Annotated in this window: 19 protein-coding genes; 8 read left to right on the top strand and 11 right to left on the bottom strand. The window is 61.6% G+C overall.

Translation table 11 applies throughout. The features are described 5' to 3' along the window. Window positions 1-6 precede the first annotated feature (6 nt). Entirely contained in the window at window positions 7-3,507 is a 3,501-nt protein-coding gene (locus K1X80_RS13460) for a response regulator (RefSeq protein WP_057959763.1), read from the bottom strand. A gap of 223 nt (window positions 3,508-3,730) precedes the next feature. Here K1X80_RS13460 and K1X80_RS13455 point away from each other — a divergent pair, with 223 nt between their 5' ends. Continuing rightward, window positions 3,731-4,093, top strand: coding sequence for a response regulator (locus tag K1X80_RS13455; protein ID WP_057959764.1), 363 nt, complete (start codon window positions 3,731-3,733; stop codon window positions 4,091-4,093). Window positions 4,094-4,216: 123 nt separating this feature from the next. Here the strand turns inward: K1X80_RS13455 and K1X80_RS13450 are convergent, their stop codons facing one another. The 3 genes from K1X80_RS13450 to K1X80_RS13440 form a co-directional block, all read right to left on the bottom strand. Further along, window positions 4,217-4,888 carry a DUF3313 domain-containing protein gene (locus tag K1X80_RS13450; protein ID WP_057959765.1) on the bottom strand — a complete coding sequence of 224 codons (672 nt, stop codon included), beginning with the start codon at window positions 4,886-4,888 and terminating at the stop codon, window positions 4,217-4,219. 141 nt (window positions 4,889-5,029) lie between these two features. Next, complete coding sequence (locus tag K1X80_RS13445; RefSeq protein ID WP_057440077.1) at window positions 5,030-5,524, bottom strand: DUF934 domain-containing protein; 495 nt, start codon at window positions 5,522-5,524, stop codon at window positions 5,030-5,032. Then, the gene (locus K1X80_RS13440; RefSeq protein ID WP_186625942.1) at window positions 5,521-7,191 is read right to left on the bottom strand and encodes a nitrite/sulfite reductase; all 1,671 of its coding nucleotides are present in this window, start codon (window positions 7,189-7,191) and stop codon (window positions 5,521-5,523) included. The genes K1X80_RS13445 and K1X80_RS13440 overlap by 4 nt, the downstream gene beginning before the upstream one ends. Before the next feature lie 239 nt (window positions 7,192-7,430). Between K1X80_RS13440 and ccoN the strand changes: the two genes are divergently transcribed. Next, window positions 7,431-8,858: a cytochrome-c oxidase, cbb3-type subunit I gene (ccoN, locus tag K1X80_RS13435; RefSeq protein ID WP_169961003.1), complete on the top strand. Its 1,428-nt coding sequence runs from the start codon at window positions 7,431-7,433 to the stop codon at window positions 8,856-8,858. After that, entirely contained in the window at window positions 8,858-9,079 is a 222-nt protein-coding gene (locus K1X80_RS13430; RefSeq protein ID WP_120732912.1) for a cbb3-type cytochrome c oxidase subunit 3, read from the top strand. The genes ccoN and K1X80_RS13430 overlap by 1 nt, the downstream gene beginning before the upstream one ends. Before the next feature lie 860 nt (window positions 9,080-9,939). On the opposite strand, the gene K1X80_RS13425 is transcribed toward K1X80_RS13430, so the two are convergent. Continuing rightward, window positions 9,940-11,303 (bottom strand): IS3 family transposase gene (locus tag K1X80_RS13425; RefSeq protein ID WP_090412738.1). Its coding sequence is split into 2 segments (ribosomal slippage): window positions 9,940-10,838 and window positions 10,838-11,303, totalling 1,365 coding nucleotides; the frame shifts between segments, so codons are not numbered across the junction. 273 nt (window positions 11,304-11,576) lie between these two features. Then, entirely contained in the window at window positions 11,577-12,071 is a 495-nt protein-coding gene (locus K1X80_RS13420; protein WP_057440074.1) for a hypothetical protein, read from the bottom strand. Between the two features lie 119 nt (window positions 12,072-12,190). Between K1X80_RS13420 and K1X80_RS13415 the strand changes: the two genes are divergently transcribed. Continuing rightward, the gene (locus K1X80_RS13415) at window positions 12,191-12,892 is read left to right on the top strand and encodes an aspartate/glutamate racemase family protein (protein ID WP_128593739.1); all 702 of its coding nucleotides are present in this window, start codon (window positions 12,191-12,193) and stop codon (window positions 12,890-12,892) included. Here K1X80_RS13415 and K1X80_RS13410 read toward each other — a convergent pair. From K1X80_RS13410 to K1X80_RS13400, 3 genes are all read right to left on the bottom strand, one after another. Continuing rightward, window positions 12,880-13,392 carry a GNAT family N-acetyltransferase gene (locus tag K1X80_RS13410; protein WP_115128132.1) on the bottom strand — a complete coding sequence of 171 codons (513 nt, stop codon included), beginning with the start codon at window positions 13,390-13,392 and terminating at the stop codon, window positions 12,880-12,882. The genes K1X80_RS13415 and K1X80_RS13410 overlap by 13 nt on opposite strands. A 60-nt stretch (window positions 13,393-13,452) precedes the next feature. Continuing rightward, window positions 13,453-14,601 (bottom strand): glycerate kinase, encoded by a 1,149-nt coding sequence (locus tag K1X80_RS13405; RefSeq protein WP_169990273.1) that lies wholly within the window; start codon window positions 14,599-14,601, stop codon window positions 13,453-13,455. Between the two features lie 112 nt (window positions 14,602-14,713). Further along, entirely contained in the window at window positions 14,714-15,814 is a 1,101-nt protein-coding gene (locus K1X80_RS13400) for a sugar diacid recognition domain-containing protein (RefSeq protein WP_057959635.1), read from the bottom strand. Window positions 15,815-15,984: 170 nt separating this feature from the next. On the opposite strand from K1X80_RS13400, the gene K1X80_RS13395 reads away from it, so the two are divergent. Continuing rightward, the gene (locus K1X80_RS13395) at window positions 15,985-17,295 is read left to right on the top strand and encodes an MFS transporter (RefSeq protein WP_128593741.1); all 1,311 of its coding nucleotides are present in this window, start codon (window positions 15,985-15,987) and stop codon (window positions 17,293-17,295) included. A 114-nt stretch (window positions 17,296-17,409) separates the two neighbouring features. Here the strand turns inward: K1X80_RS13395 and K1X80_RS13390 are convergent, their stop codons facing one another. Beyond that, window positions 17,410-18,114: an SDR family oxidoreductase gene (locus K1X80_RS13390; protein ID WP_186626288.1), complete on the bottom strand. Its 705-nt coding sequence runs from the start codon at window positions 18,112-18,114 to the stop codon at window positions 17,410-17,412. A gap of 101 nt (window positions 18,115-18,215) precedes the next feature. Here K1X80_RS13390 and K1X80_RS13385 point away from each other — a divergent pair, with 101 nt between their 5' ends. Both K1X80_RS13385 and K1X80_RS13380 read left to right on the top strand, forming a co-directional pair. After that, on the top strand, window positions 18,216-19,118 hold the full coding sequence (locus tag K1X80_RS13385; RefSeq protein ID WP_057959621.1) for a LysR family transcriptional regulator: 903 nt from the start codon (window positions 18,216-18,218) through the stop codon (window positions 19,116-19,118). 128 nt (window positions 19,119-19,246) lie between these two features. After that, window positions 19,247-20,257 carry an aldo/keto reductase gene (locus tag K1X80_RS13380; RefSeq protein ID WP_115128127.1) on the top strand — a complete coding sequence of 337 codons (1,011 nt, stop codon included), beginning with the start codon at window positions 19,247-19,249 and terminating at the stop codon, window positions 20,255-20,257. A 33-nt stretch (window positions 20,258-20,290) separates the two neighbouring features. On the opposite strand, the gene K1X80_RS13375 is transcribed toward K1X80_RS13380, so the two are convergent. After that, the gene (locus tag K1X80_RS13375) at window positions 20,291-20,767 is read right to left on the bottom strand and encodes an Lrp/AsnC family transcriptional regulator (RefSeq protein WP_120732899.1); all 477 of its coding nucleotides are present in this window, start codon (window positions 20,765-20,767) and stop codon (window positions 20,291-20,293) included. 133 nt (window positions 20,768-20,900) lie between these two features. Here K1X80_RS13375 and rarD point away from each other — a divergent pair, with 133 nt between their 5' ends. Then, a complete protein-coding gene (rarD, locus tag K1X80_RS13370; protein WP_170060418.1) occupies window positions 20,901-21,782 on the top strand; it encodes an EamA family transporter RarD in 882 nt (293 codons plus the stop codon). The last annotated feature ends 16 nt before the right edge of the window (window positions 21,783-21,798 follow it).

Genomic DNA, 21,798 nt, shown 5'->3' with positions numbered 1-21,798 from the left:
TTCCACTTAAATGCGTTCCATCTTGGGCAACCACACCCGGATCAGCGAGAACAGGCGGTCCAGGTCAATGGGCTTGGCCAGGTAATCGTTGGAGCCCGCCGCGAGGCAGCGTTCCTGGTCGTCTTTCATCGCCTTGGCCGTCACCGCGATGATCGGCAGCTTGCGCCAGCGCGGATCCTGGCGGATCAGGGCGGTGGCTTCGTAGCCGTCCATCTCCGGCATCATCACGTCCATCAACACCAGGTCGATGTCCTCGACCTCATTGAGTCTCTCGATGGCCTCACGGCCGTTACGGCCAATGACCACAATCGCGCCCTTGTGCTCCAGGGCGCTGGTGAGGGCGAAGATGTTGCGTACATCGTCGTCCACCAGCAGCACCTTGCGCCCCTCGAAGACCTTGTCGCGACTGCGGGCGGTCTTGAGCATCTTCTGCCGCTCCTGGGACAGCTGGGATTCGACTTTGTGCAAAAAGAGTGTCACTTCATCCAGCAACCGTTCAGGTGAACGTGCGCCCTTGATGATGATCGAGCGCGAATACTTGCGCAGCTCCGCCTCTTCGTCCCGGGTCAGGTTGCGCCCGGTGTAGACGATCACCGGCGGGAACGAACAGATATCCTCGGTGGCCATGCGCTTGAGCAACTCGTTACCGAGCATGTCCGGCAGCTTGAGGTCGATGATCATGCAGTCGTAGACCGTGCTGCGCAGCAGGTCCAATGCTTCCTGGGCGAAGCCGACGGCGGTGATTTCAATGTCTTCATCGCCGATCAGGCGGGCGATGCTCTCGCGCTGCAAGTCGTCGTCTTCCACCAGCAGGATGCGTTTGACCTTCTGCGTCAGCTTGGCCTCCAGGCGTGCAAACACGTCCTTGAGCTCTTCGCGGGTGGTGGGCTTGACGGCATAGCCGATGGCGCCCATATGCATGGCGGCCTCCACGCGATCCTCCACGGAAATCACATGCACCGGGATGTGGCGGGTCTCGGCGTGCTCCTTGAGGCGTTGCAGCACGGTGAGCCCGGAGTGGTCCGGCAGGCGCATGTCCAGCAGGATCGCGTCGGGCAGGTACTGCTCGGCGAGGTTGTAGCCCTCGTCCGCACCATGGGCCACCAGGCAGTGGTAGCCCAGTTCATGGGCCAGGTCGAAGAGGATCCGTGCAAAGTTCGGCTCGTCCTCCACTACCAGGATGCAACGGGTGGCGAACGGTGCCAGCTCGCGGTCGTCGGCAAAACGCGGGATCAATGCTTCGTCTGCCACCGGCAGCGGCGAAATTTTCACTGGCGCCACGGGTGCCGGGGCAACCGTCACGGCCCGCGACTGCTCGATAGCCGGCGCGTCTTCGTCGCGCTCCACATACTGCTCCGGCAGCACCAGGGTGAAGATACTGCCCTGGCCCGGCTCACTGGTGACATTGATATAGCCGCCAAGCAAGGTGGCCAGGTCACGGGAAATCGACAGCCCCAGGCCCGTACCGCCATAACGACGGTTGGTGGTGCCATCAGCCTGGCGGAACGCCTCGAAGATGCTTTCCTGCTGGTCCAGGGCGATGCCGATCCCGGAGTCGCGCACGGTAAAGGCAATGCCCTCCCCCGGCTGGCGGGAAATGGTCAGGCTGACCTGGCCCTTCTCGGTGAACTTGACCGCATTGGACAGCAGGTTCTTGAGGATCTGCTCCAGGCGCTGGCGGTCAGTGAACAGCATCAGTGGCGCGCCGGCCTGGACCTCCACCTGGAAACCCAGCTTGCGGTCGCTGGCCAACGGCTCGAACATCCCGCGCAAGCCCTCGGCCAGGCGCGCCACGCTGGTGTTTTCGGGGCGCATATCGAGCTTGCCGGCCTCGACCTTGGCGATATCCAGGATGTCGTTGATCAGGTTGAGCAGGTCGTTACCCGCCGAGTAGATCGACTCGGCAAACTTGACCTGTTCGGCGCTGAGGTTTTCCTCGGAGTTCTCCGCCAGCAACTTGGCCAGGATCAGCGAGCTGTTGAGCGGCGTACGCAGCTCATGGGACATATTGGCCAGGAACTCGGACTTGTACTTGCTCGAGCGCTGCAACTCATCGGCGCGCTCCTCCAGCTCGACCTGTACGCGATTGAGCTCGACGTTCTTGCGGTCCATGGCGTCGCGCTGGTCGGCGAGGATCTGGGTCTGATCGGCCAACTGTTCGTTGGTCTGTTCCAGCTCGGCCTGCTGGGTTTCCAGGTGGGCCTGGGACTCCTTGAGGATGCGCGACTGCTCTTCCAGCTCCTCGTTGGCGGTCTTGAGCTCTTCCTGCTGCACTTGCAGCTCTTCATTGAGCTGCTGGGTCTCGGCCAGTACTTCCTGCAGGCGCTGGCGATAGCGCGCCGCCTCGATGGACGTGCCGATATTGCCGGCGATCAGCTCCAGCAGCTCCACATCGCGCTCGTCCAGTGCGCGCAGAAAGCCCAGCTCGATCACCCCGTTGACCCGATCATCATCGCTGGTCGGCACCACCAGCACGCTGCGCGGTGCGCCATCGCCCAGGCCGGAACTGACCTTGAAGTAGTCCACCGGCACATCATCCAGGCGAATCAAGCGATGCTGCTGGGCAGCCTGGCCGACGATGCCCTCGTCGCGGTAGATCGCCTGCTCCTGCTGCTCCTGCTCACGGGAGAAGCCATACGTCGCCACGCGCTTGAGGCCACCGTGCTCCTCGCGCACATACAGCGCGGCCACCACCGAGCCCATGTATTGGGCACAGAACTGCAGGATATTGCGCCCCAGCAGGTTCAGGGTCAGTTGGCCAAGCACCTGTTCGGCCAGCTCGGTCTGGCCGTTGCGCAGCCAGGCCTGCTGTTCCAGGCGCTTGGCAATCTTCATCTGCGAGGCCAGGTTGGCACTGTAACTGTCTGAAAGAGCTAATAGATTCTTCCTTCCGACATAGGCCAGGAAGCCGCTCAAGCCCAACACGAACAGCAAGTAAACCGCCACGCTGAATACCGTGGTGCGGGTCACGTCCTTATTACGCTCGAGCCGGAACTGCTGCTCCATGGCAATCGCTGCGTCGTATTCCTTGCGGATCTCGTCGGTCAGACGCTTACCCCGCCCGGCCTTCACCGCGCCACGGTAGTCGCCGTTTTGCCGTTGCATGTCGATCATCGTCTGGGCGTAGTTGTTCCACTCCAGCTGCAATGACTCCAGGCGCTTGAGACGATCCACTTGCTGGGGGTTATCCGCGACCAACGACTGCAAATTGCGCAGATCGGAAATGATCCGCGGCTTGGCCACCTCGTAGGGGTCGAGGAAATGCTCGTCGCCGGTAATCAGGAACCCGCGCATGCCGGTTTCCTGATCCACCGTCAGTTTTGCGGTCTCATTAAGGTTATTGATCACCCGGTCCGTGTGTTCCACCCACTGGATCACCGACAACAGATAGGTGATCAGGCACACGAAAAACACCGCGCTGAGCACGCCCACACCCAACGGCAAAGCCACGTTGCGGCTCAGGAGTTTGCGGAAGCTGTTTTCATCGACTGACGAAGCGGGAGTCATGGGCGTGCCTTGGCCAAGTGCGGAAAAACCGGAAGTTTGCCCCAAAATCGACCACAAGGGCTATGTTTCTGCCGTATTTCAACGACACAGCCAGGACATCAAGCCTGATTATCGGCACAATGCCCGCCCTGTTTCGGGAACTTGCCGGGATCGACGCAACTCACTAGAGGATGGTCTTTCAACTGCTCAAGACCTGTACCTCCACTATCTGGGAACCCTCACTATGTCCGCAGCCTCCACCATCCTTGTCGTCGAAGACGACGCCATCGTGCGCATGTTGATCGTCGATGTGCTCGAAGAACTGGAGTTCAAGGTGCTTGAGGCGGCAGACGCCGAAGCGGCGCTGGCGTTCTTGGAAGACAGCGCCCATGTGATCGACCTGATGATGACCGACTGGGGCCTGCCGGGCATGAATGGCAAGGAACTGGCGGATAAAACCTGCACATTGCGCCCAGCCCTGCCCATCCTGCTTGCCAGTGGCTATGCCGAAAACATTGAGTTGCCTGCCGGTGTGCAGATGATTGCCAAGCCGTTCTCCATTGAGCAACTGCGCGACAAAGTCAAAGGCATGCTGGTGGGCGGCTGATCGCACCCAGGTGTCCGTAGGCGGCCTTGTTGTGGCGAGGGGGCTTGCTCCCGCTGGGGCGCGAAGCGACCCTGAAACGAGACTGGGGCCAGCCCGCTCGCCACAAGCCACTGTTCGCGCTCGCTATTTGGCCTTGAACTTGGAGTAGGACTGGTGCAAATCAGCCGCCCAGCCGTCTATCACCCCCTTCACGTCAGCCGCTTTCATGACCTGGCTATCGTTCTCCAGCGGCTTGCCAGTGCCTTTGCGCACAACCTGGGCAAGCACCCGCCCACTGCCACCATCGAGAAACTGCGCCTCGGTGCCCAAGGTGGTTTCCTGGTCGCGAATCCCCGTGCCGGTACTCACCGCTGCTGCCACCAAGGCCACCGGAATGAACTCATAGGGCTTGAGGCCTTCAGTCTTGCGACTGACCGCCGTGATCGCCGCCCGTACCACGATCACCCCGGGGCCCGGAGCGCTGGCCAGTGGCAGTGACTTGACCAGCTCACGCTTTAGCGCCTGGTTGTAGTACTCGTTGATGCTGCGCAAGGTGTCTTCGGGGATTTGCGCCGTGGCTTGGGGCTTGGGGAAAAACTGGGTCGGTTCGATATACACCGAGGTGTAGCGCTTCAGATTCAGCTTGGGATCGACCCAGCGCATCACCTCTACGCCCGATGGCGACTTGGCTTCCTTCAACTGGCTGTAGTCCGAAAGAAACCCCGAATACTCGTCCGGCTGTGGGACTTTACTCGCGCAACCGGCCACCCCGAGTGAGGCAATACACAACGCACTGATCATCAGCCCTAGCTTCATGGCGCAACTCCTTGGCGTTTATCGCCGAAACGTGAAGTTACAGGTATAGCCAATTCTGCAGAAATAACCTGCCTCCAGCCCCCAAGTGCGGGTTATTTCGCAGCTTCGATTTGCCCCGCAGTTGGGCGCTCCTGCTTAACCTCAGCGCCGCCGAAACAGCGGCCGCGGCTCAATCACCGAGCGGCCATAGCTCACACTCATGCCCGCCAGGCCCTTGAGCGCGTCAGCGGCCGACTTGTCCTCGCGCACGGCGAACCCATCGAAGCCACACTGGCGCATATGGCTGAGCTGGTCGCGCAGCACATCCCCCACCGCCCGCAACTCACCCTGCCAGCCCAGGCGGGTGCGCAGCAGGTAGGCCTGGCTGTAGGCTCGGCCATCGCGAAAGCTGGGGAAGTCCAGGGCAATCAGCGGCAGCACATCCAGCCACGGCTGCAGGTGTTCCACTTCATCATCCGGGCCGAGCCACACCGCGTCCTGTGGCGGGTCTGGCGCAATGCGCCGGCTCAGCCACAGGGCCAGCGGCAGAATCAGCGCCCCCTCGGGCAGCGGTACTTGTGCATCGCGCACCAGGGTCCAGGGGTCATCGTGCTTGATACGCGCCACGCCCTGTTCCAGGCTCAACAGATTGTTCATGCCGGTTGCACCACGCTGCCATACACCCGCTCCTTGAACGGCTCCAGGCCGATGCGTTGCACGGTGTCGATAAAGGGCTCGTCACTCTCCCGGTAGCGGACGTAGGTGGCGATCAGGCGGGAGATCACATCCGGGATTTGTGCCGCACTGAACGCTGGGCCAATCACCTTGCCCAGCGCGCTGGCCTTGCCCTGGGCACCGCCCAGGGTGATCTGGTACCACTCGCTGCCATTTTTATCGACCCCCAGGATGCCGATATTGCCGATATGGTGATGCCCACAGGCATTGATGCAGCCGGAGATATTCAGGCTGATATCGCCCAGGTCATGCAGGTAGTCGAGGTTGTCGAAGCGCTGCTGGATCGCCTGGGCGATGGGGATCGACTTGGCGTTGGCCAGGGCACAGAAGTCGCCGCCCGGGCAGGCGATGATATCGGTCAGCAAGCCGACATTGGCGCTGCCCAGGCCCTGCTCGCAGGCCAGGGTCCACAAGGCATGCAACTGCGCCTTGGGCACATCCGGCAGCACGATGTTCTGTTCATGGGCGATGCGGATTTCACCGAAGCCGAACTGTTCGGCCCACTGCGCCACGGCGTCCATCTGCGCGGCACTCACGTCGCCCGGCGGCGCGGCGATCCCCGGCTTGGTGGACAGCACCACACTGCTATAGCCGGGTACTTTGTGGGGCTGCACATTGCGTGTCACCCAGCGCGCGAACGCCGGGCTGTCGGCCATGTGCGTGCCAAAGTCCAGGTCGGTATCGGGCAGGGCCTGATAGTCCGGTGGTACAAAGGCCGAGGCCACGCGCTGGTACTCATCCTCGGTCAATTGCGCCGGGCCATCGCGCAGGTGCTGCCACTCCTCCTCCACTTCCCGGGAAAACGCCTCGATACCCAGGGCCTTGACCAGGATCTTGATCCGCGCCTTGTATTTGTTATCCCGCCGGCCATGGCGGTTGTACACGCGCAGGACCGCTTCGACATACGACAGCAGATGCTGCCAGGGCAAGCCATCGCGAATCTGCAAGCCGAGGATCGGCGTGCGCCCGAGGCCACCGCCCACCAGCACGCGCAACAGCATCTGGCCGTCGGCGTCCTGATATAGATAAAGGCCGATGTCATGCATCATGATCGCCGCCCGGTCCTGGCGCGCCGAGCAGATGGCGATCTTGAACTTGCGCGGCAAAAACAGGAATTCGGGGTTGATGGTCGACCATTGCCGCAGGATCTCTGCGAGCGGGCGCGGGTCCAGCAGTTCGTCGGCGGCCACCCCGGCAAAGGCTTCGGTGGTGATGTTGCGCACGCAGTTGCCCGAGGTCTGGATCGCATGCATGTCGACTTCGGCCAGGCGCTGGAGGATGTCGGGCACCTGCTGCAACTCGATCCAGTTGAACTGCATGTTCTGGCGCGTGGTGAAGTGGCCGTAGCCGCGGTCGTAATCCCGGGCAATGCTCGCCAGGGTGCGCAGCTGCTGCGCACCGAGGGTGCCGTAGGGAATCGCCACCCGCAGCATATACGCATGCTTTTGCAGGTACAGGCCGTTTTGCAGGCGCAGCGGCAGGAATTCCTCTTCGCTCAAGTCGCCAGCGACAAACCGTTCGACCTGATCACGAAACTGCGCCACACGCTCGAAGACCAGGGCCCGGTCGTACTCATCGTACCGATACATCTCGCTACCTCATCATGGCTGACCGCGCTCGACGGCAGCGGTTTCTATGGGGGCGACTATGCACCTACAGCTCAAGACGTCACAGATTCAGCTAAAAACTAAAAAACCATATCAGCCACGGAATACCCCATGTTTTAAGGGATATATTCTGATCCGTATTAATGTAGTTTTTCTGAGCCTGTTTTGTTTTTCATGGATTTCCTACAGTGCCCGGGACTTGAAACCGTGGAAGACTGACCATGAGCACAGCATCAACCGGGCAGGCCTATAACTATAAGGTTGTCCGTCAATTCGTCATCGCCACCGTGGTTTGGGGCGTTATCGGCATGGCCATGGGCGTGTGGATCGCCTCGCAACTGGTATGGCCGGACATGAACCTGGACCTGCCCTGGACCACGTTTGGCCGGTTAAGGCCGCTGCACACCAGCCTGGTGATTTTCGGCTTTGCCGGCAGCGCGCAATTTGCCGCCAGCTACTACGCGGTCCAACGTACCTGCCAGGTGCGCCTGTACAGCGACTGGCTCGCCGCCTTTACGTTCTGGGGTTGGCAATCGGTGATCGTGATCATGCTGATCACCCTGCCCCTGGGCTACACCACCACCAAGGAATACGCCGAGATCGAATTCTCCGGCGCGGTGTGGATGACTGTGGTGTGGGTGGCCTACGCCATCGTGTTCTTCACCACCGTGGTGCAACGCAAGACCCAGCACATCTACGTCGGCAACTGGTTTTTCGGCGCGTTTATCGTGGTGATCGCCATGCTGCACGTGGTCAACCACCTTTCCATCCCGGTGGACTGGTTCAAGTCCTACCCGGTGTATTCCGGCGCCACCGACGCCATGGTGCAGTGGTGGTACGGGCATAACGCAGTAGGGTTCTTCCTGACCACCGGGTTCCTGGGGATGATGTATTACTTCGTGCCCAAGCAAGTCGGGCGGCCGGTGTATTCCTATCGCCTGTCCATCGTGCACTTCTGGGCGCTGATCACCCTGTACATCTGGGCCGGGCCTCACCACCTGCACTACACCGCGCTGCCAGACTGGGCTCAGTCGTTGGGCATGGCCATGTCACTGATCCTGCTGGCGCCCAGCTGGGGCGGGATGATCAACGGCATGATGACCCTGTCGGGTGCCTGGCATAAGTTGCGCACCGACCCGATCCTGCGGTTTCTGGTGTTGTCGTTGGCGTTCTACGGCATGTCGACCTTTGAGGGGCCGATGATGGCGATCAAGACGGTCAACGCCCTGTCCCACTACACCGACTGGACCATCGGCCACGTCCACGCGGGTGCCTTGGGCTGGGTGGCGATGATCACCTTTGGCTCGCTGTACCACATGATCCCGAAAATCTTCGGCCGCGAGCAGATGTACAGCGTGCCGCTGATCAACCTGCACTTCTGGCTGGCAAGCATCGGCACCGTGCTGTACATCGCCTCGATGTGGGTCAATGGCATCACCCAGGGCCTGATGTGGCGGGCGGTCAACGACGACGGCACCCTCACCTACTCGTTCGTCGAGGCCTTGCAGGCCAGCCACCCGGGGTTTGTGGTGCGGTTTGCCGGTGGGGTGTTCTTCCTGGGCGGCATGTTGCTGATGGCCTACAACACCTGGCGCACCGTACGGGTGGCTGACTTGAAGGTGGCGCACAGTGATGCGCAGATCGCCTGATGTGGGAGGTCATTTTCAACCTGGCGGCGGTGATCTGCCTGTATGGCGCCGTGGAGTACTGCCTGCGCGGGCAATCGGGAACCGAGCTGGATGAGGCGAGCCTGATACCGTTTGCCGACGACCCGGAAGTGGCGCGGCGGGTGGAGCTGGCGACGGGCAAGCAGGTCAAGGCGGTGGCGCCTGAAGAGGCCAGGCCGGGCTGGGGTAATGTAGAGCTCTAAAGCTCGGTGTTGGGCTTTTTGTGGGAGCGGGCTTGTGTGGGAGCGGGCTTGCCCGCGATGGCCATAGGTGTCTACACAACTCGCTCTTTTTGGTTATTGGGAATGAGTACATATCCGTTGCTGCGGTTACGGCCACTTAGGGTTCCGCCCTTACGGCGGCTCACTTTGGAAGAGCGCCAAAGTAAGCAAAGCGCTCTTGCCCCACCACTCGGTGCCTCGCTTAGGCTCGGCATGCCCGCAGTCAGGCATTGCTCCGTGGGCCCGCCGCGATCGGCCATCCCTGGCCGTGTCGCGGCTACCCCGGCATCCATGCCGGGGTGCCCACTGCGCAATACCTGCCTGCGGCCAGCGTGGTTTAACGGGGCGCCTAAGATCAAGATCAAAAGCCAGATCAAAAGCAGAGCAACAGCAATGCCAAAGCCGGGGCGCGAAGCTCCATTCCCCTGTGGGAGCTGTCTCGCCCTGCGAGGCTGCGATAGCGGTGTGTCAGACAACATAAAGGCTAGCAGTGCCGGCGCCATCGCAGCGATGCGGCGATCCGACAAGCCAGCTCCCACAGGTATATGCGCACGCTTCGACGATCAGGTCGGCTGTCAGGCCGCCTCGCTTTGCTTTTGATCTGAGGCGCCCCGTTAAACCACGCTGGCCGTCATCCGATATTGATTTGGGGGGTAACCCGGCAGGACGCCGGGTTAGCCGCGCTGGGCCATGGATGGCCCATCGCGGCGGCCCCCCAAATCAATGTCGGATGACGGGCACACCGAGCCTAGGCGAGGTGCCGAGTGGTGGGGCAAGAGCCCTTTTGGTTACTTTTGGCTGGGCCGGCACTTGAACTGCCCCCCGAATGTTGGACAGGGACGCTATTGATTCAGCGTCTGGATACGAAATTGTACCGGACTCAAGCCATTCAGTCTGAGGCTTATGCGGTCTTGGTTGTAGTAGGCAATGTAATCCTCTATGCCTGATGCCAGCTGCTCCACACTCTCAAATGATTCCAGATAGAAAAACTCGCTCTTGAGTGTGCCGAAAAAGCTTTCCATGGCGGCATTGTCCAAGCAATTACCCTTGCGCGACATGCTCTGCTCGATGCTCTTTTCGGCCAGCATATGTCGGTAGGTAGGCTGCCTGTACTGCCAACCCTGGTCAGAGTGCAGTATTGGTTTTTCATCTCGACTCAGTCGCCCGAAGGCTTTTTCCAGCATCATCGAGACCATCCTGAATTCGGGACGTCGGTTGATCTGGTAGGCCAGGATCTCGCCGTTGTACAAATCCATGAGAGGCGAGAGAAACAGCTTTTGCCCCTTCACCTTGAACTCCGTCACGTCGGTTACCCATTTCTGGTTAGGGGCTTCTGCCTTAAATTCGCGCTTTAGTAGATCAGGCGCAACAAGCCCTTCAGCACCTCGGTAAGAGCGATATTTCTTCACTTTGACCAGCGACTTGAGGCCCATTATCTGCATCAGCCGATGCACCTTTTTGTGATTGATCAACTCACCACTGTTTCCAAGGGTCGCAGTGATACGGCGGTAGCCGTAACGCCCCTTATTCCCGTGAAAGACGCTGCGGATGCGATCTTTAAGGTCGGCATGCTTGTCGGTTAGCAGTGTTTTGCTTTGGTAATAGAAGGTGCTGCGTGCAAGTCCCGCTGCACGTAGCAACAGAGCAAGTGGATGCTCATGCCTCAATCCTTGGACGGCCTGCGTTTTTTTGGCTGCGCAGTACGGGGATCCGCTTGGATTAAGGCATCGAGCTTTTTTAAATAGGCATTCTCCGCGCGCAGATAGGCCAGTTCTGCGAGCATTTGTTCAGGGGTCAGCTCTGCGTCCGCAGGAAGAGCAGGACTTGCTTTGGGTTGTCTGGAAGGTTTGCGGGGCATGCTGGACTCTTGAAGACGATGCGGTTGTAGCGCTTCTACGCCGCCCTCATCGTACAGCTTTTGCCACTGCCTGATACTGCTTGGGCCACGGATATCAAACTGTATACAGGCCTGTTGGGCCGACAGTCCGTCTTGTTCGATGCACTGCAAAACCTTCAATTTAAACTGGGCATCGTAATGGCTGTACTTAGCAATCAAGCCAGAGGAACCGTGCTTTTCAAAACCCTTGATCCAGCGCCGCAGTAGCGATGGACTCAAGCCATGCCTGAGGGCCACCTCATGAACGCTACTGGCAGACAGACACTCTTCAATCAGTGATTGCTTGAGCGCTAGGTTGTATTTCGTCATGGAACACCCTCCCGAGGGGTCAGGTGTCCAACATTCGGGGGGCAGTTCACACTCCGGGCTCTTTTCCAAAAGTGACCCGCCGTAAGGGCGGAACCAATAGCCGCCGTGACCGCAGCAACGGATATGTACACAAACCCAGAAAAGAGTGGTGTAGAGACTCACGCCGCGATGGCGGTATCTCAGGTTAGGAACACTTGCCTGACACACCGCTATCGCGGGCAAGCCCGCTCCCACACAAGCCCACAAAAGCCCGCTCCCACATTTGCCCGGGGATCAGCCCCGTTCGCGCGGAATCAGGCTCTGCAACTGCAAGGCCAGAAAATTGGCATCAAAGGTGAACGTGTCCGGGTCTTTCAAACCATTGGTTTTCTTCCACAGCCAATCATCATTCCCCGGCAACAACACCAGCGAAATACTGCCGTAGCGAGCAGCAGTCAGCCCCATGACCGACAACGAAATCAACCCACCCGCCCCCATCACATCCGGCACAAACTCCACCGGTTTGCCTGCGATATGAATGGTCAGTTTCTCGGTCTTGAAAGTCGACGTCTCCACCGGCACGCTTGGGCCAGACGCCACATAAGCCTCACGCTGCACCTCCAGCAAACCATCACGCTTGACCGGCGCCAACCACTGCTCGATCTCGCCGTACAGCTCAGTGATTTTCTGGGTCCAGCGGGCTGACTGCACCTCGAACTGCTGGCGCTTGTGCGCTTCGCTGTCGGCGTAGTGACGAAGCATCTCGCCCAATTGCTGTACATCGTCCATTGCGGTGTTCCTCGGGGACTGCAAACAACGATCATGGCAGATGCAGCAGCGCCGCGTATGACTAACGCTCACTGGTTGGGTAAGGTGTGGCTTTCGCCTATTCGCTTGAGGAGCTTTGCATGCGCACCATCGGCCTAATCGGCGGCATGAGCTGGGAGTCCAGCGCCGAGTATTACCGGATCATCAACCAGCAGGTACGCGACCGATTGGGGCCGCTGCGCTCGGCACAAATCCTGCTGTACAGCGTCGACTTCGGTCCGGTGGAACAGGCCCAGCACGCCGGGCGCTGGGATGACGCGGCGCTGATCCTGCAAGACGCCGCGCGCCGCCTGCAAGCCGGTGGCGCCGACTGCATCGTGCTGTGTACCAACACCATGCATCTGCTGGCGCCACAGATCGAAGCCGCCGTATCGCTGCCGTTTCTGCATATTGCCGATGCGGCCGGCGCGGCGGCGGTCAAGGCCGATACCCTGACCGTCGGCCTGCTGGGCACCGCGTTTACCATGGAACAGGATTTTCTCAAGGCGCGCCTGGCAGCCCAGGGCTTGAACGTGCTGGTGCCCGACGCAGCAGAACGCCACGCCGTGCACCGGATCATTTATGAAGAGCTGTGCGTCGGGGTGATTAGCGAGACCTCACGCCAGGTTTACCAGCAGGCCATTGCCAACCTCGCAGCCCGTGGTGCCCAGGCGATTATCCTGGGGTGTACCGAAATTGGCCTGCTGATCAAACCCGAGCACAGCCACCTGCCGTTGCTCGACACCACCGAGCTGCATGCACAGGCTGCGGTGGCGTTTGCCCTGGGGGATCAGGCGGTCTGACGCAGGCGGGCCATGCTCAGGGCGTCGACAAATACGCCGTCACGCACGGCGTAATCGCGCAGCCGGCCTTCAGTCTCGAAACCGAACTTGCGGTACAACGCCTGGGCCGGCTCGTTGTCGACATACACCGTCAGTTCCACCCGGTGCAGGTTCATCCAGTTGTCGGCCACCTCCAGCGCCGCGCCCAGCAGTTGGGTGCCCACGCCCTTGCCCTGCCAGGCCACGGCCACCCCCATGCCGATACTGCCGACATGGCTTTGCCGACTGCGCGCATATTGCTCCAGGGTGCAGTTACCAATGACCTCGCCCGCCTGCACCGCCACCAGCCTGAGCAGTCGCTCATTGGTATCGGCCAGGCGCTTGCGCCACACCTCCAGCGACTGGAACGGCATCTGCAGCACCTGACGGCACACGGCCGGGTCGTTGTAGAGCGCACGCATGCCTTCGAGATGGCTTTCGGCAAAGCGCTGGATCACGATCGTGGAATCAGGTGTAGGCATTGTGTTTCATCCTTTGAAAGACAAGTGGCCGAGCAGTGTAGGCGGCGACAGCAAGCGCTGTCATCCGCGGCTACGTTGCGCGCCCAAGCGCCACACCCGCGCAATATCCGCCGCCCGCTCACGCAGCAACCGCGGTGCTTCGCTACAGGCCTGCTCCAGGCTCATCGGCCCGCCAGGCAAAGCAAACGCGGCGTCGACGCCATGGGCGTACATCTGCTCGTAGCCCTCGCCCAGCGTGCCAGCGATCACGATCACCGGAACACCGTGCAGCTTGGCCACCCGCGCCACGCCAAACGGGGTTTTGCCGCGCAGGGTCTGTGCGTCGAAGCGGCCTTCGCCGGTGATCACCAGGTCGGCGCCGCGCACGGCGTGTTCCAGGCCCACCAGTTCGGCGACCACCTCCACACCCGGGCAAAACTGCGCGCCGAGGAAGGCCTTGGCGGCAAAGCCCAGACCACCGGCCGCGCCGCTGCCCGGCTCGTCGCGCACGTCTCGGGGCAGCACCTCGGCGCAGTGGTCGGCAAAGTGTCCGAGGGCCTGGTCCAGTTGCTCGACTTGGTGTGGGTTGGCGCCTTTTTGCGGGCCGAAAATCGCTGAGGCACCGTGGGGGCCGCACAGGGGGTTGTTGACGTCGGCGGCGATGTCGAAACGCACCTGGGCCAGGCGCGGGTCCAACTGCTCAAGTTTGATCCGCGCCAGCTGCGCCAGGGCCAGGCCGCCGCGCGCAAGGGGTGTGCCTTGGGCGTCGAGCAGTTGCACGCCCAGGGCCTGCATGGCTCCGGCGCCGCCGTCATTGGTGGCGCTGCCGCCGATCGCCAGGATGATCCGCTGGGCCCCGGCGTCCAGGGCGGCGCGGACCAGCTCACCCGTACCGAAGGTGCTGCTGGAGCAGGCATCACGCTGCCCCGGCGGGACCCGTTGCAGGCCGCTGGCTTCGGCCATTTCGATGATTGCCGTGGCACTTTCAGCCAACCAGCCCCAGTGCGCCTCAACGGTGCCGCCCAACGGGCCTTGCACGGTGCAACTGCGCAATTGCCCGTGGCAGGCCGCGAGCACCGACTCCACCGTGCCTTCACCACCGTCCGCCATCGGGCACTGGATCAGTTCGGCATCCGGCCAGACCTGGGCCAACCCTTGGGCAATGGCCTGGGCCACGCCTTCGGCACTCAGGCTGTCCTTGAACGAGTCGGGGGCGATGATGACTTTCATGGGCTTTCTCCGGTTTTTATGACGCCCATGCTGCCAGTTGGCACCGGCAATGACGCCTGTCCAATGCACAAGCGTGGCAGGGGTTTGTTGTTCATTTCTACAAAAGCGCCTCCTACAGGGTTTGCGGCAGCAGTTGCACCCCCAGGTACAGCGCGAGCATGCCATCCAAGGTCAGGGGATCGACACCGCTCAATTCGGCAATGCGCTCCATGCGGTAGCGCAGGCTGTTGCGGTGGATGCCCAGGGCGTCGGCGCACGCTTGGCTTTGCCCGTCGTGTTCGCACCAGCTGCGCAGCGTTGCCTGCAGTTGGCCGTTGGCGTCCTTGGCCAGGACCTTGCGTAACGGGTTGAGCAGTTCGTCGAGGGCGTCGTCGTTGCGATGGCGCCAGAGCATCACCGGCAACCGATAGCGGTTGAGGGTCAGCAGGCGTGACTGGGGCAGTACGTCGCGGCCATAGGCGAGCAAGTCCGCCACCCGCCGATAACAGCGGCGCAAGCCGGCCAACCCATCGGCCTGGCCACCCACGGCGACCCGCAGGATGTTCCAGCCCGAGGCCTCGAGTTTTTCCAGCAGGCGCGGGTTGTCCATCGGCACCGCCGCCGGGCGGCACCACAGCAACGAAAACTCTGCGGAGCTGACGCACCAACTGTCCGGGTATCGGGAGGCCAGCCAGGCTGCCAGGGCTTCGGCGGTCTGCCCCGGGCCCAGTTCAAACAGATAGGGGGTGCGCGGCAACTGCGGCTTGAGCCCCAGTTGCTGGGCCTCATCCACCAGGCGCGGCGATTCGCCGCTGTCGGCCAGCAGCAACGCCAGCAGATCATCACAACGTTGACGTCGCCATTGCTGCTCCGCCTGTTGATGGCGCTGGCTGACCAGCATCTCGGCGGTCATGCGCACCAGTTCGGCATAGGTGCGCAGCAACTGCGGTTCACCACTGATGCCCAGCACGCCGATCAGGCGCTGATCATGCAGCAGCGGCAGGTTGATCCCCGGCGCCACACCCTTGAGGTGCTTGGCGGTCTGGCTGTCGATTTCCACCACGCGACCGTTGGCCAGGACCAATTGCGCGCCTTCATGGCGGGTGTTGATGCGCTCCGGCTCGCCGCTGCCGAGGATCAGGCCCTGGCTGTCCATGACGTTGACGTTATAGGGCAAAATGGCCATCGTGCGATTGACGATATCCTGCGCCAAGTCATGATCGAGTTCGAACATGGGGCTAAATTCCTTGAAAGCGCTGCATTACGCGATTGTTCAAAGGCACAGCGCAATGGATGGATCGCTGTGCGGGGGCACAAAGACATGGCACCGTCCCGTGACCGAGACTCTTGGGGCGATCAACGTTACCCGCGCATCGCGAAAAATCATAATAAAGAGAGAACGCCATGTCACAGAGCGCCGCCGCTACCCTGGCCAACGATGACGACAAAAACGCCGTCTACAAGCGCATCACCCTGCGCTTGATCCCCTTCATTTTCATCTGCTACCTGTTCAACTACCTGGACCGCGTCAACGTCGGCTTCGCCAAGTTGCAGATGCTCGACGCCTTGAAGTTCAGCGAGACCGTGTATGGCCTCGGGGCCGGGATCTTCTTTATCGGCTACGTGCTGTGCGGCGTGCCGAGCAACCTGGCGTTGACCAAGTTCGGTCCACGGCGCTGGATTGCGCTGATGATGATCACCTGGGGCACCCTGTCCACCTGCCTGCTGTTTGTGACCACGCCGACGCACTTCTACACCTTGCGCCTGTTTACCGGTGCCGCTGAAGCGGGCTTTTTCCCGGGCGTAGTGCTGTACCTCTCGCAGTGGTTCCCGACCTTCCGCCGTGGGCGGATCATGGCCCTGTTCATGTCGGCAATCCCGGTGTCCGGCCTGCTCGGCAGCCCATTCTCCGGCTGGATCCTCAACCACTTCGCGGCGGGCCAGGGTGGCCTCGCGGGCTGGCAGTGGATGTTCCTGCTGCAAGGTGTTCCAACGGTCATCCTCGGCGCCCTCGCCTACTTCCTGCTCAGCGACAGCTTCGCCAACGCCAAATGGCTGACCGCCCATGAGCGCGCAGTGCTCGAGGCCGACCAGGCCACCGACCTGGCCAACAAGCCCAAGACCACCACTGATTCGCTGCTGGAAGTGTTCAAGAACCCGGCGATCTGGGCGTTCGGCCTGATCTACTTCTGCATCCAGAGTGGGGTGTACGCCATCAACTTCTGGCTGCCGTCGATCATCAAGAACATGGGGTTCAGCGATAACCTGGTGATCGGCTGGCTGAGTGCAATCCCCTATCTGCTGGCGGCGGTGTTCATGCTGGTGGTGGGCCGCTCCGCCGACCTGCGCAAAGAGCGCCGCTGGCACCTGGTGGTGCCGATGCTGATGGGCGCTGTGGGCCTGATCATCGCGGTGAACTTCGCCACCACCCCAGCCATTGCGATCCTCGGCCTGACCATCGCCACCATGGGCGCCCTCACCGGCCTGCCGATGTTCTGGCCGGTGCCCACCGCCATGCTCAGCGCTGGCGCGGCCGCGGGCGGCCTGGCCTTGATCAACTCCATGGGCCAGATGGCGGGCTTCTTGAGCCCGTATGTGGTGGGTTTTGTGAAAGACGCCACCGGGTCCACCGACCTGGCGCTGTACCTGCTGGCTGCGGTGATCGTCGCGGGTAGCGTGCTGGCGCTGCGCATGACCCGGACCCTGAAGGCCTGACACGGCACAAAAAATGTGGGAGCGGGCTTGCCCGCGATAGCGGTGGATCAGTCCTATATATTGACTGACACGCCGCCATCGCGGGCAAGCCCGCTCCCACATTGGGTTCGGTGTTTACAGCAAACCGCCGCCGTCGATGTCGATCACGCTGCCGGTCATAAAACCATTTTCCATGGCCATCAAATAACCCGCCGCCACCTCCTCCGCCTGCCCCACACGCCCTACCGGCAACGCCCCACCCGCCTTGGCGAACATGCCCTGACGCTGCTCCTCAGGCATCCCCGCGTATGCCGGCGTGTCGATCACCCCAGGGCTGACCACGTTGACCCGCCGTGGCGCCAGTTCCTTGGCCAACTGCTTGCCCAACGCTTCGGTCGCGGCATTGATGCCGACCTTGATAAATTGCCCCGGCACCCGCTTGCGTCCCAGTTGCCCCGAGGTGAGGACGATGCTGCCGCGCTCGTCGAGAAATGGCAGCGCCTGCTGGATTGCGCGCAAGGCGCCCCAGAGCTTCACATTGAAGTTGTCCTGGGCCAGTTGCAGGTCGGTGTCCTGCAGGTGTTTGGCCTGGACCGCCGGACCCGAGGTGAACACCAGGTGATCAAAACGCCCCACCGCTTCGAACAGGCGCTGCAGGGCGGCGCTGTCGGTGACGTCCACCGGCTCGCTGCGCACGCCATTGTCGACCGTCGACGACAGGCGTCGCCCGGCCAGTACCACGTGCGCGCCACGGGATGCCGCCTGTCGGGCGACTTCGGCACCAATGCCGCTGCTACCGCCAATCACCACCACGGTTTGGCCCTTGAGGGGAGATGTCATGGGAACTGCCTCGTCCTGAAAAAATGAGCGTTCATCTTCCCAGCTTGGCAATCGTGGAAAAATCCCGGTAAAACGACAGGATCTTTAAAGGATTTTTATAAATGAGCTCAATCCTTGACCTGGAAGTGTTTGTGCGCACCGCCGACAGTGGCAGCCTCTCGGCGGCCGCCCGCAGCCTTAGCCTGACCCCGGCCGCCGCCAGCATTGCCCTCAAACGCTTGGAAACCCGCCTGGGCATGCGCTTGCTGGCCCGCTCCACCCGCAGCATGCGCCTCACCGAAGAAGGCCGGCGTTACCTGGACAGCGTGCGGGTGGCCCTGGAAGCCCTGGCGGAAGGCGAACAGGCGATCAAGCAACACGGCCAGAGCCTCAGCGGCTTGCTGCAACTGTCCGCGCCCTCGGATTTCGGACGCAATGTACTGCTCGGTTGGCTGGACCAGTTCAAGCGCGAACACCCGAATATCCGCCTGCAATTGCTGCTTAACGACAGCAACGCCGACCTGTTCCGCGAAACCGTGGACATCGCCCTGCGCTTTGGCGTGCCAAGGGATTCCAGCCTGGTGGCGCTGCCGGTGGTCGCCGATCACCGCCGTATCGCCTGCGCCAGCCCGGCGTACCTGGCACGCCACGGCACACCCCAGGTGCCGGCCGAGCTGACGCAGCACAGCACCCTGCGCTACATGCGCCAGGGCCGGGCCAACAGCACCTGGTATTTTCGCCAGGGCACGTTGCTGGAAGAGGTCGAAGTGGGCGGCGACTACCTCAGTGATGACGGGGAAATTGTGCGGCGCTGGGCCCTGGCCGGCCACGGTATTGCCTACAAGGCCAACCTGGATGTAGCCGGCGATATCAAGGCCGGGCGCCTGGTGCCGTTGTTCGGCGAATGGCAAGGCGAGCCCACGCCCTTCAACCTGATGTGCCCCCATCGCCTGCAGGTGTCGGAGCGTGTCAGAGTCCTGCATCGCTTCTTGCAGGCGCGCGCTGGCGAACTGCTCGCCGAATAAGCGCAACACAGCGCAAAAACGCTGTGGCCAACGCGGTGGTAGGCACCGAGCCAGCGACGTCGGGCTTGTTCTAGAGCCTTGCTCTCTGGTATTGCATAGCAACTGTCTGCGCTTTTGAGGAGTCCTCCATGATTTACCGCACACTGGGCCAGTCCGGGCTCAAGGTCAGCGCCTTGACCCTGGGCACCATGATGTTTGGCGAACAGACCAACACCGAAGATTCGCTGCGTATCATCGACAAGGCCTGGGATCAGGGCATCAACTTTATCGACAGCGCCGACGTCTACACCGGCGGGCGCTCCGAGGAAATCGTCGGTGAAGCCATCAGCCGCCATCGCGCCGATTGGGTCGTTGCTTCCAAAGTCGGCTTCGGCCCGCCGGATGGCCTGCCCAACCGCAGCGGCCTGAACCGCAAGCGCATTTTCAACGCGCTGGAAGCCAGCCTCACCCGGCTCGACACCGACTACCTGGACATCTACTACCTGCACCGCGAAGACCACGACACCCCACTGGACGTCACGATTTCGGCGATCGGCGACCTGATCCGCCAGGGCAAGGTCCGTTACTGGGGGCTGTCCAACTACCGCGGCTGGCGCATCGCCGAAGTGGTGCGCGTGGCCGAACGCCTGGGGGTCGACCGGCCGATCATCAGCCAGCCGCTGTACAACATCGTCAACCGCCAGGCCGAGGTGGAGCAGATCACCGCCGCAGCCGCCTATGGCCTGGGCGTGGTGCCCTACAGCCCGCTGGCCCGCGGGGTGCTCAGTGGCAAGTACGCGCCGGATATCAGCCCCGAAGCCGGCAGCCGCGCTGCGCGCCAGGACAAACGCATCCTGGAAACCGAATGGCGCGTGGAATCGCTGCGCATTGCCCAGCAGATCCAGCAATACACCGCAGGACGCGGTGTGGGCATCGTTGAATTTGCGATTGCCTGGGTGCTGAACAACCAGGCCGTCAGCTCGGCGATTGTCGGGCCGCGCACCGAGGCGCAGTGGGATGCCTACACCGGGGCGCTCGATGTGAAGATCAGTGCCGAGGATGAGGCGTTTATTGACTCACTGGTGACGCCGGGGCATGCGTCGACACCGGGGTTCAATGATGTGGGGCACTTTGTTTCCGGGCGCATCCACCGCCCCTGAGCCCCTGTGGGAGCTGGCTTGCCTGCTCCCACATCAGCCCAGCGGCACATCCAGGCTGACCTTGACCCGGTCCATCACCACGATGCTGCGAAACCATTTGATATTGCGGTTCTCGTAGAACAGCGTGCGGGCCAGGGTTTCGTAGGCCTTCATGGTCTCCACCACAATCACCAGCATAAAGTCCGCATCGCCGGTGACGTAATAGCACTGCTGCACCTCGGGGATCGACATCTGCACCTTGAGCACATCGAGGTCCTCGATGTGGGTGCGTTCGGCGTGCACCTCCACCAGGATCGTGATCGGCTTGCCCACTGCATCCTGATTGACCACCGCCGTATTCGCGCTGATCGCCCCGCTCTGCTCCATGCGCTTGATGCGCCGCTGCACGGCGGCGGTCGACAGGTTGACCTGTTCGCCAATTACCCGCAGCGCGGTGGTGTTGTCGCGTTGCAGGTGCTTGAGAATCGCGCGGTCGAAATCATCCAGGGGCGGCTGGGGGCTGACGGGCATGCTGGCGAACCTTGGAGGTGAGAAAATTTCCCATAAGATGCCGTAAAACAGAGCAAACGTCTCACCTCAAAAGCAATATATTCCCACCTGAAATTCCCCCCTCTTTTGTTTGAATCGGTTTGGCGAGGACTGTGTGTCTAAAGGTGTTGTTTTATCGGTAGCGGCCTCGGTGTTGTTTGCCGTGATGTATTACTTCACATCACTGCTTGCGCCCTTGAGTGGCCTGGAAATTTTCGGCTGGCGCATGCTGCTGACCGTGCCGTGCATGACGGTATTTATGGTGGTCAGCGGCGAGTGGCGTCAGGTGTGGCAATTGCTGCGATTGCTTGCGGGCAAGCCACGGCTGATCGGTGGGATTGTGCTGTCGTCGGTGCTGCTGGGGGTGCAACTGTGGCTGTTTATGTGGGCGCCGCTCAATGGCCGCAGCCTGGATGTGTCCCTGGGCTACTTCCTGCTGCCGCTGACCATGGTCCTGACCGGGCGCCTGGTGTATGGCGAAAAACTCTCGCGATTGCAGCTGATCGCAGTGGTGTTTGCGGCGATTGGCGTGCTTAACGAGTTGTACCAGGTGGGTGGTTTTTCCTGGGCGACGCTGCTGGTGATCATCGGTTACCCGATCTACTTCGTGCTGCGCAAACGCCTGGGCACCGATCAGCTGGGCGGCCTGTGGCTGGATATGGCGCTGATGCTGCCGGTGGCCTTGTGGTTTGTCCAAAGTGGCGAACAGGGCTTCGCCGTGCTGGATGAACACAAAGGGCTGTATGGATTGATCCCGATGCTCGGGCTGATCAGTGCTTCGGCGCTGGTGTGCTACATCATCGCCAGCCGCCTGTTGGCGTTCAGCCTGTTCGGCCTGCTCAGCTATGTGGAACCGGTGCTGTTGCTGGGGGTGGCGTTGCTGCTAGGGGAAAGCATCGGGCCGGGTGAATGGCTGACCTATATCCCGATCTGGCTGGCGGTGATGGTGCTGGTGTTCGAAGGGTTCAAGCATCTGGTGCGTCAGCGCCGGGCTTGAACGGGAAAGGTGTAGG

Origin of the sequence: Pseudomonas sp. So3.2b (assembly GCF_019464415.1) — a bacterium.
GTDB lineage: Bacteria > Pseudomonadota > Gammaproteobacteria > Pseudomonadales > Pseudomonadaceae > Aquipseudomonas > Aquipseudomonas shahriarae.
The sequence above is the reverse complement of the archived record's forward strand: the minus strand, read 5'-3'. Positions and strand labels throughout refer to the sequence as shown.

What these genes read in the sequence shown, in the direction of transcription:
- K1X80_RS13440 (WP_186625942.1), bottom strand. Translation starts at nt 7,191, where the DNA reads ATGTATCGGTACGATGAGTACGACCGGGCCCTGGTCTTCGAGCGTGTG.
- K1X80_RS13420 (WP_057440074.1), bottom strand. Translation starts at nt 12,071, where the DNA reads ATGGACGATGTACAGCAATTGGGCGAGATGCTTCGTCACTACGCCGAC.
- K1X80_RS13390 (WP_186626288.1), bottom strand. Translation starts at nt 18,114, where the DNA reads ATGACATCTCCCCTCAAGGGCCAAACCGTGGTGGTGATTGGCGGTAGC.
- K1X80_RS13400 (WP_057959635.1), bottom strand. Translation starts at nt 15,814, where the DNA reads ATGTTCGAACTCGATCATGACTTGGCGCAGGATATCGTCAATCGCACG.
- K1X80_RS13455 (WP_057959764.1), top strand. Translation starts at nt 3,731, where the DNA reads ATGTCCGCAGCCTCCACCATCCTTGTCGTCGAAGACGACGCCATCGTG.
- K1X80_RS13430 (WP_120732912.1), top strand. Translation starts at nt 8,858, where the DNA reads ATGTGGGAGGTCATTTTCAACCTGGCGGCGGTGATCTGCCTGTATGGC.
- K1X80_RS13385 (WP_057959621.1), top strand. Translation starts at nt 18,216, where the DNA reads ATGAGCTCAATCCTTGACCTGGAAGTGTTTGTGCGCACCGCCGACAGT.
- K1X80_RS13445 (WP_057440077.1), bottom strand. Translation starts at nt 5,524, where the DNA reads ATGAACAATCTGTTGAGCCTGGAACAGGGCGTGGCGCGTATCAAGCAC.
- ccoN (WP_169961003.1), top strand. Translation starts at nt 7,431, where the DNA reads ATGAGCACAGCATCAACCGGGCAGGCCTATAACTATAAGGTTGTCCGT.
- K1X80_RS13460 (WP_057959763.1), bottom strand. Translation starts at nt 3,507, where the DNA reads ATGACTCCCGCTTCGTCAGTCGATGAAAACAGCTTCCGCAAACTCCTG.
- K1X80_RS13380 (WP_115128127.1), top strand. Translation starts at nt 19,247, where the DNA reads ATGATTTACCGCACACTGGGCCAGTCCGGGCTCAAGGTCAGCGCCTTG.
- K1X80_RS13410 (WP_115128132.1), bottom strand. Translation starts at nt 13,392, where the DNA reads ATGCCTACACCTGATTCCACGATCGTGATCCAGCGCTTTGCCGAAAGC.
- K1X80_RS13375 (WP_120732899.1), bottom strand. Translation starts at nt 20,767, where the DNA reads ATGCCCGTCAGCCCCCAGCCGCCCCTGGATGATTTCGACCGCGCGATT.
- K1X80_RS13450 (WP_057959765.1), bottom strand. Translation starts at nt 4,888, where the DNA reads ATGAAGCTAGGGCTGATGATCAGTGCGTTGTGTATTGCCTCACTCGGG.
- K1X80_RS13395 (WP_128593741.1), top strand. Translation starts at nt 15,985, where the DNA reads ATGTCACAGAGCGCCGCCGCTACCCTGGCCAACGATGACGACAAAAAC.
- K1X80_RS13415 (WP_128593739.1), top strand. Translation starts at nt 12,191, where the DNA reads ATGCGCACCATCGGCCTAATCGGCGGCATGAGCTGGGAGTCCAGCGCC.
- K1X80_RS13405 (WP_169990273.1), bottom strand. Translation starts at nt 14,601, where the DNA reads ATGAAAGTCATCATCGCCCCCGACTCGTTCAAGGACAGCCTGAGTGCC.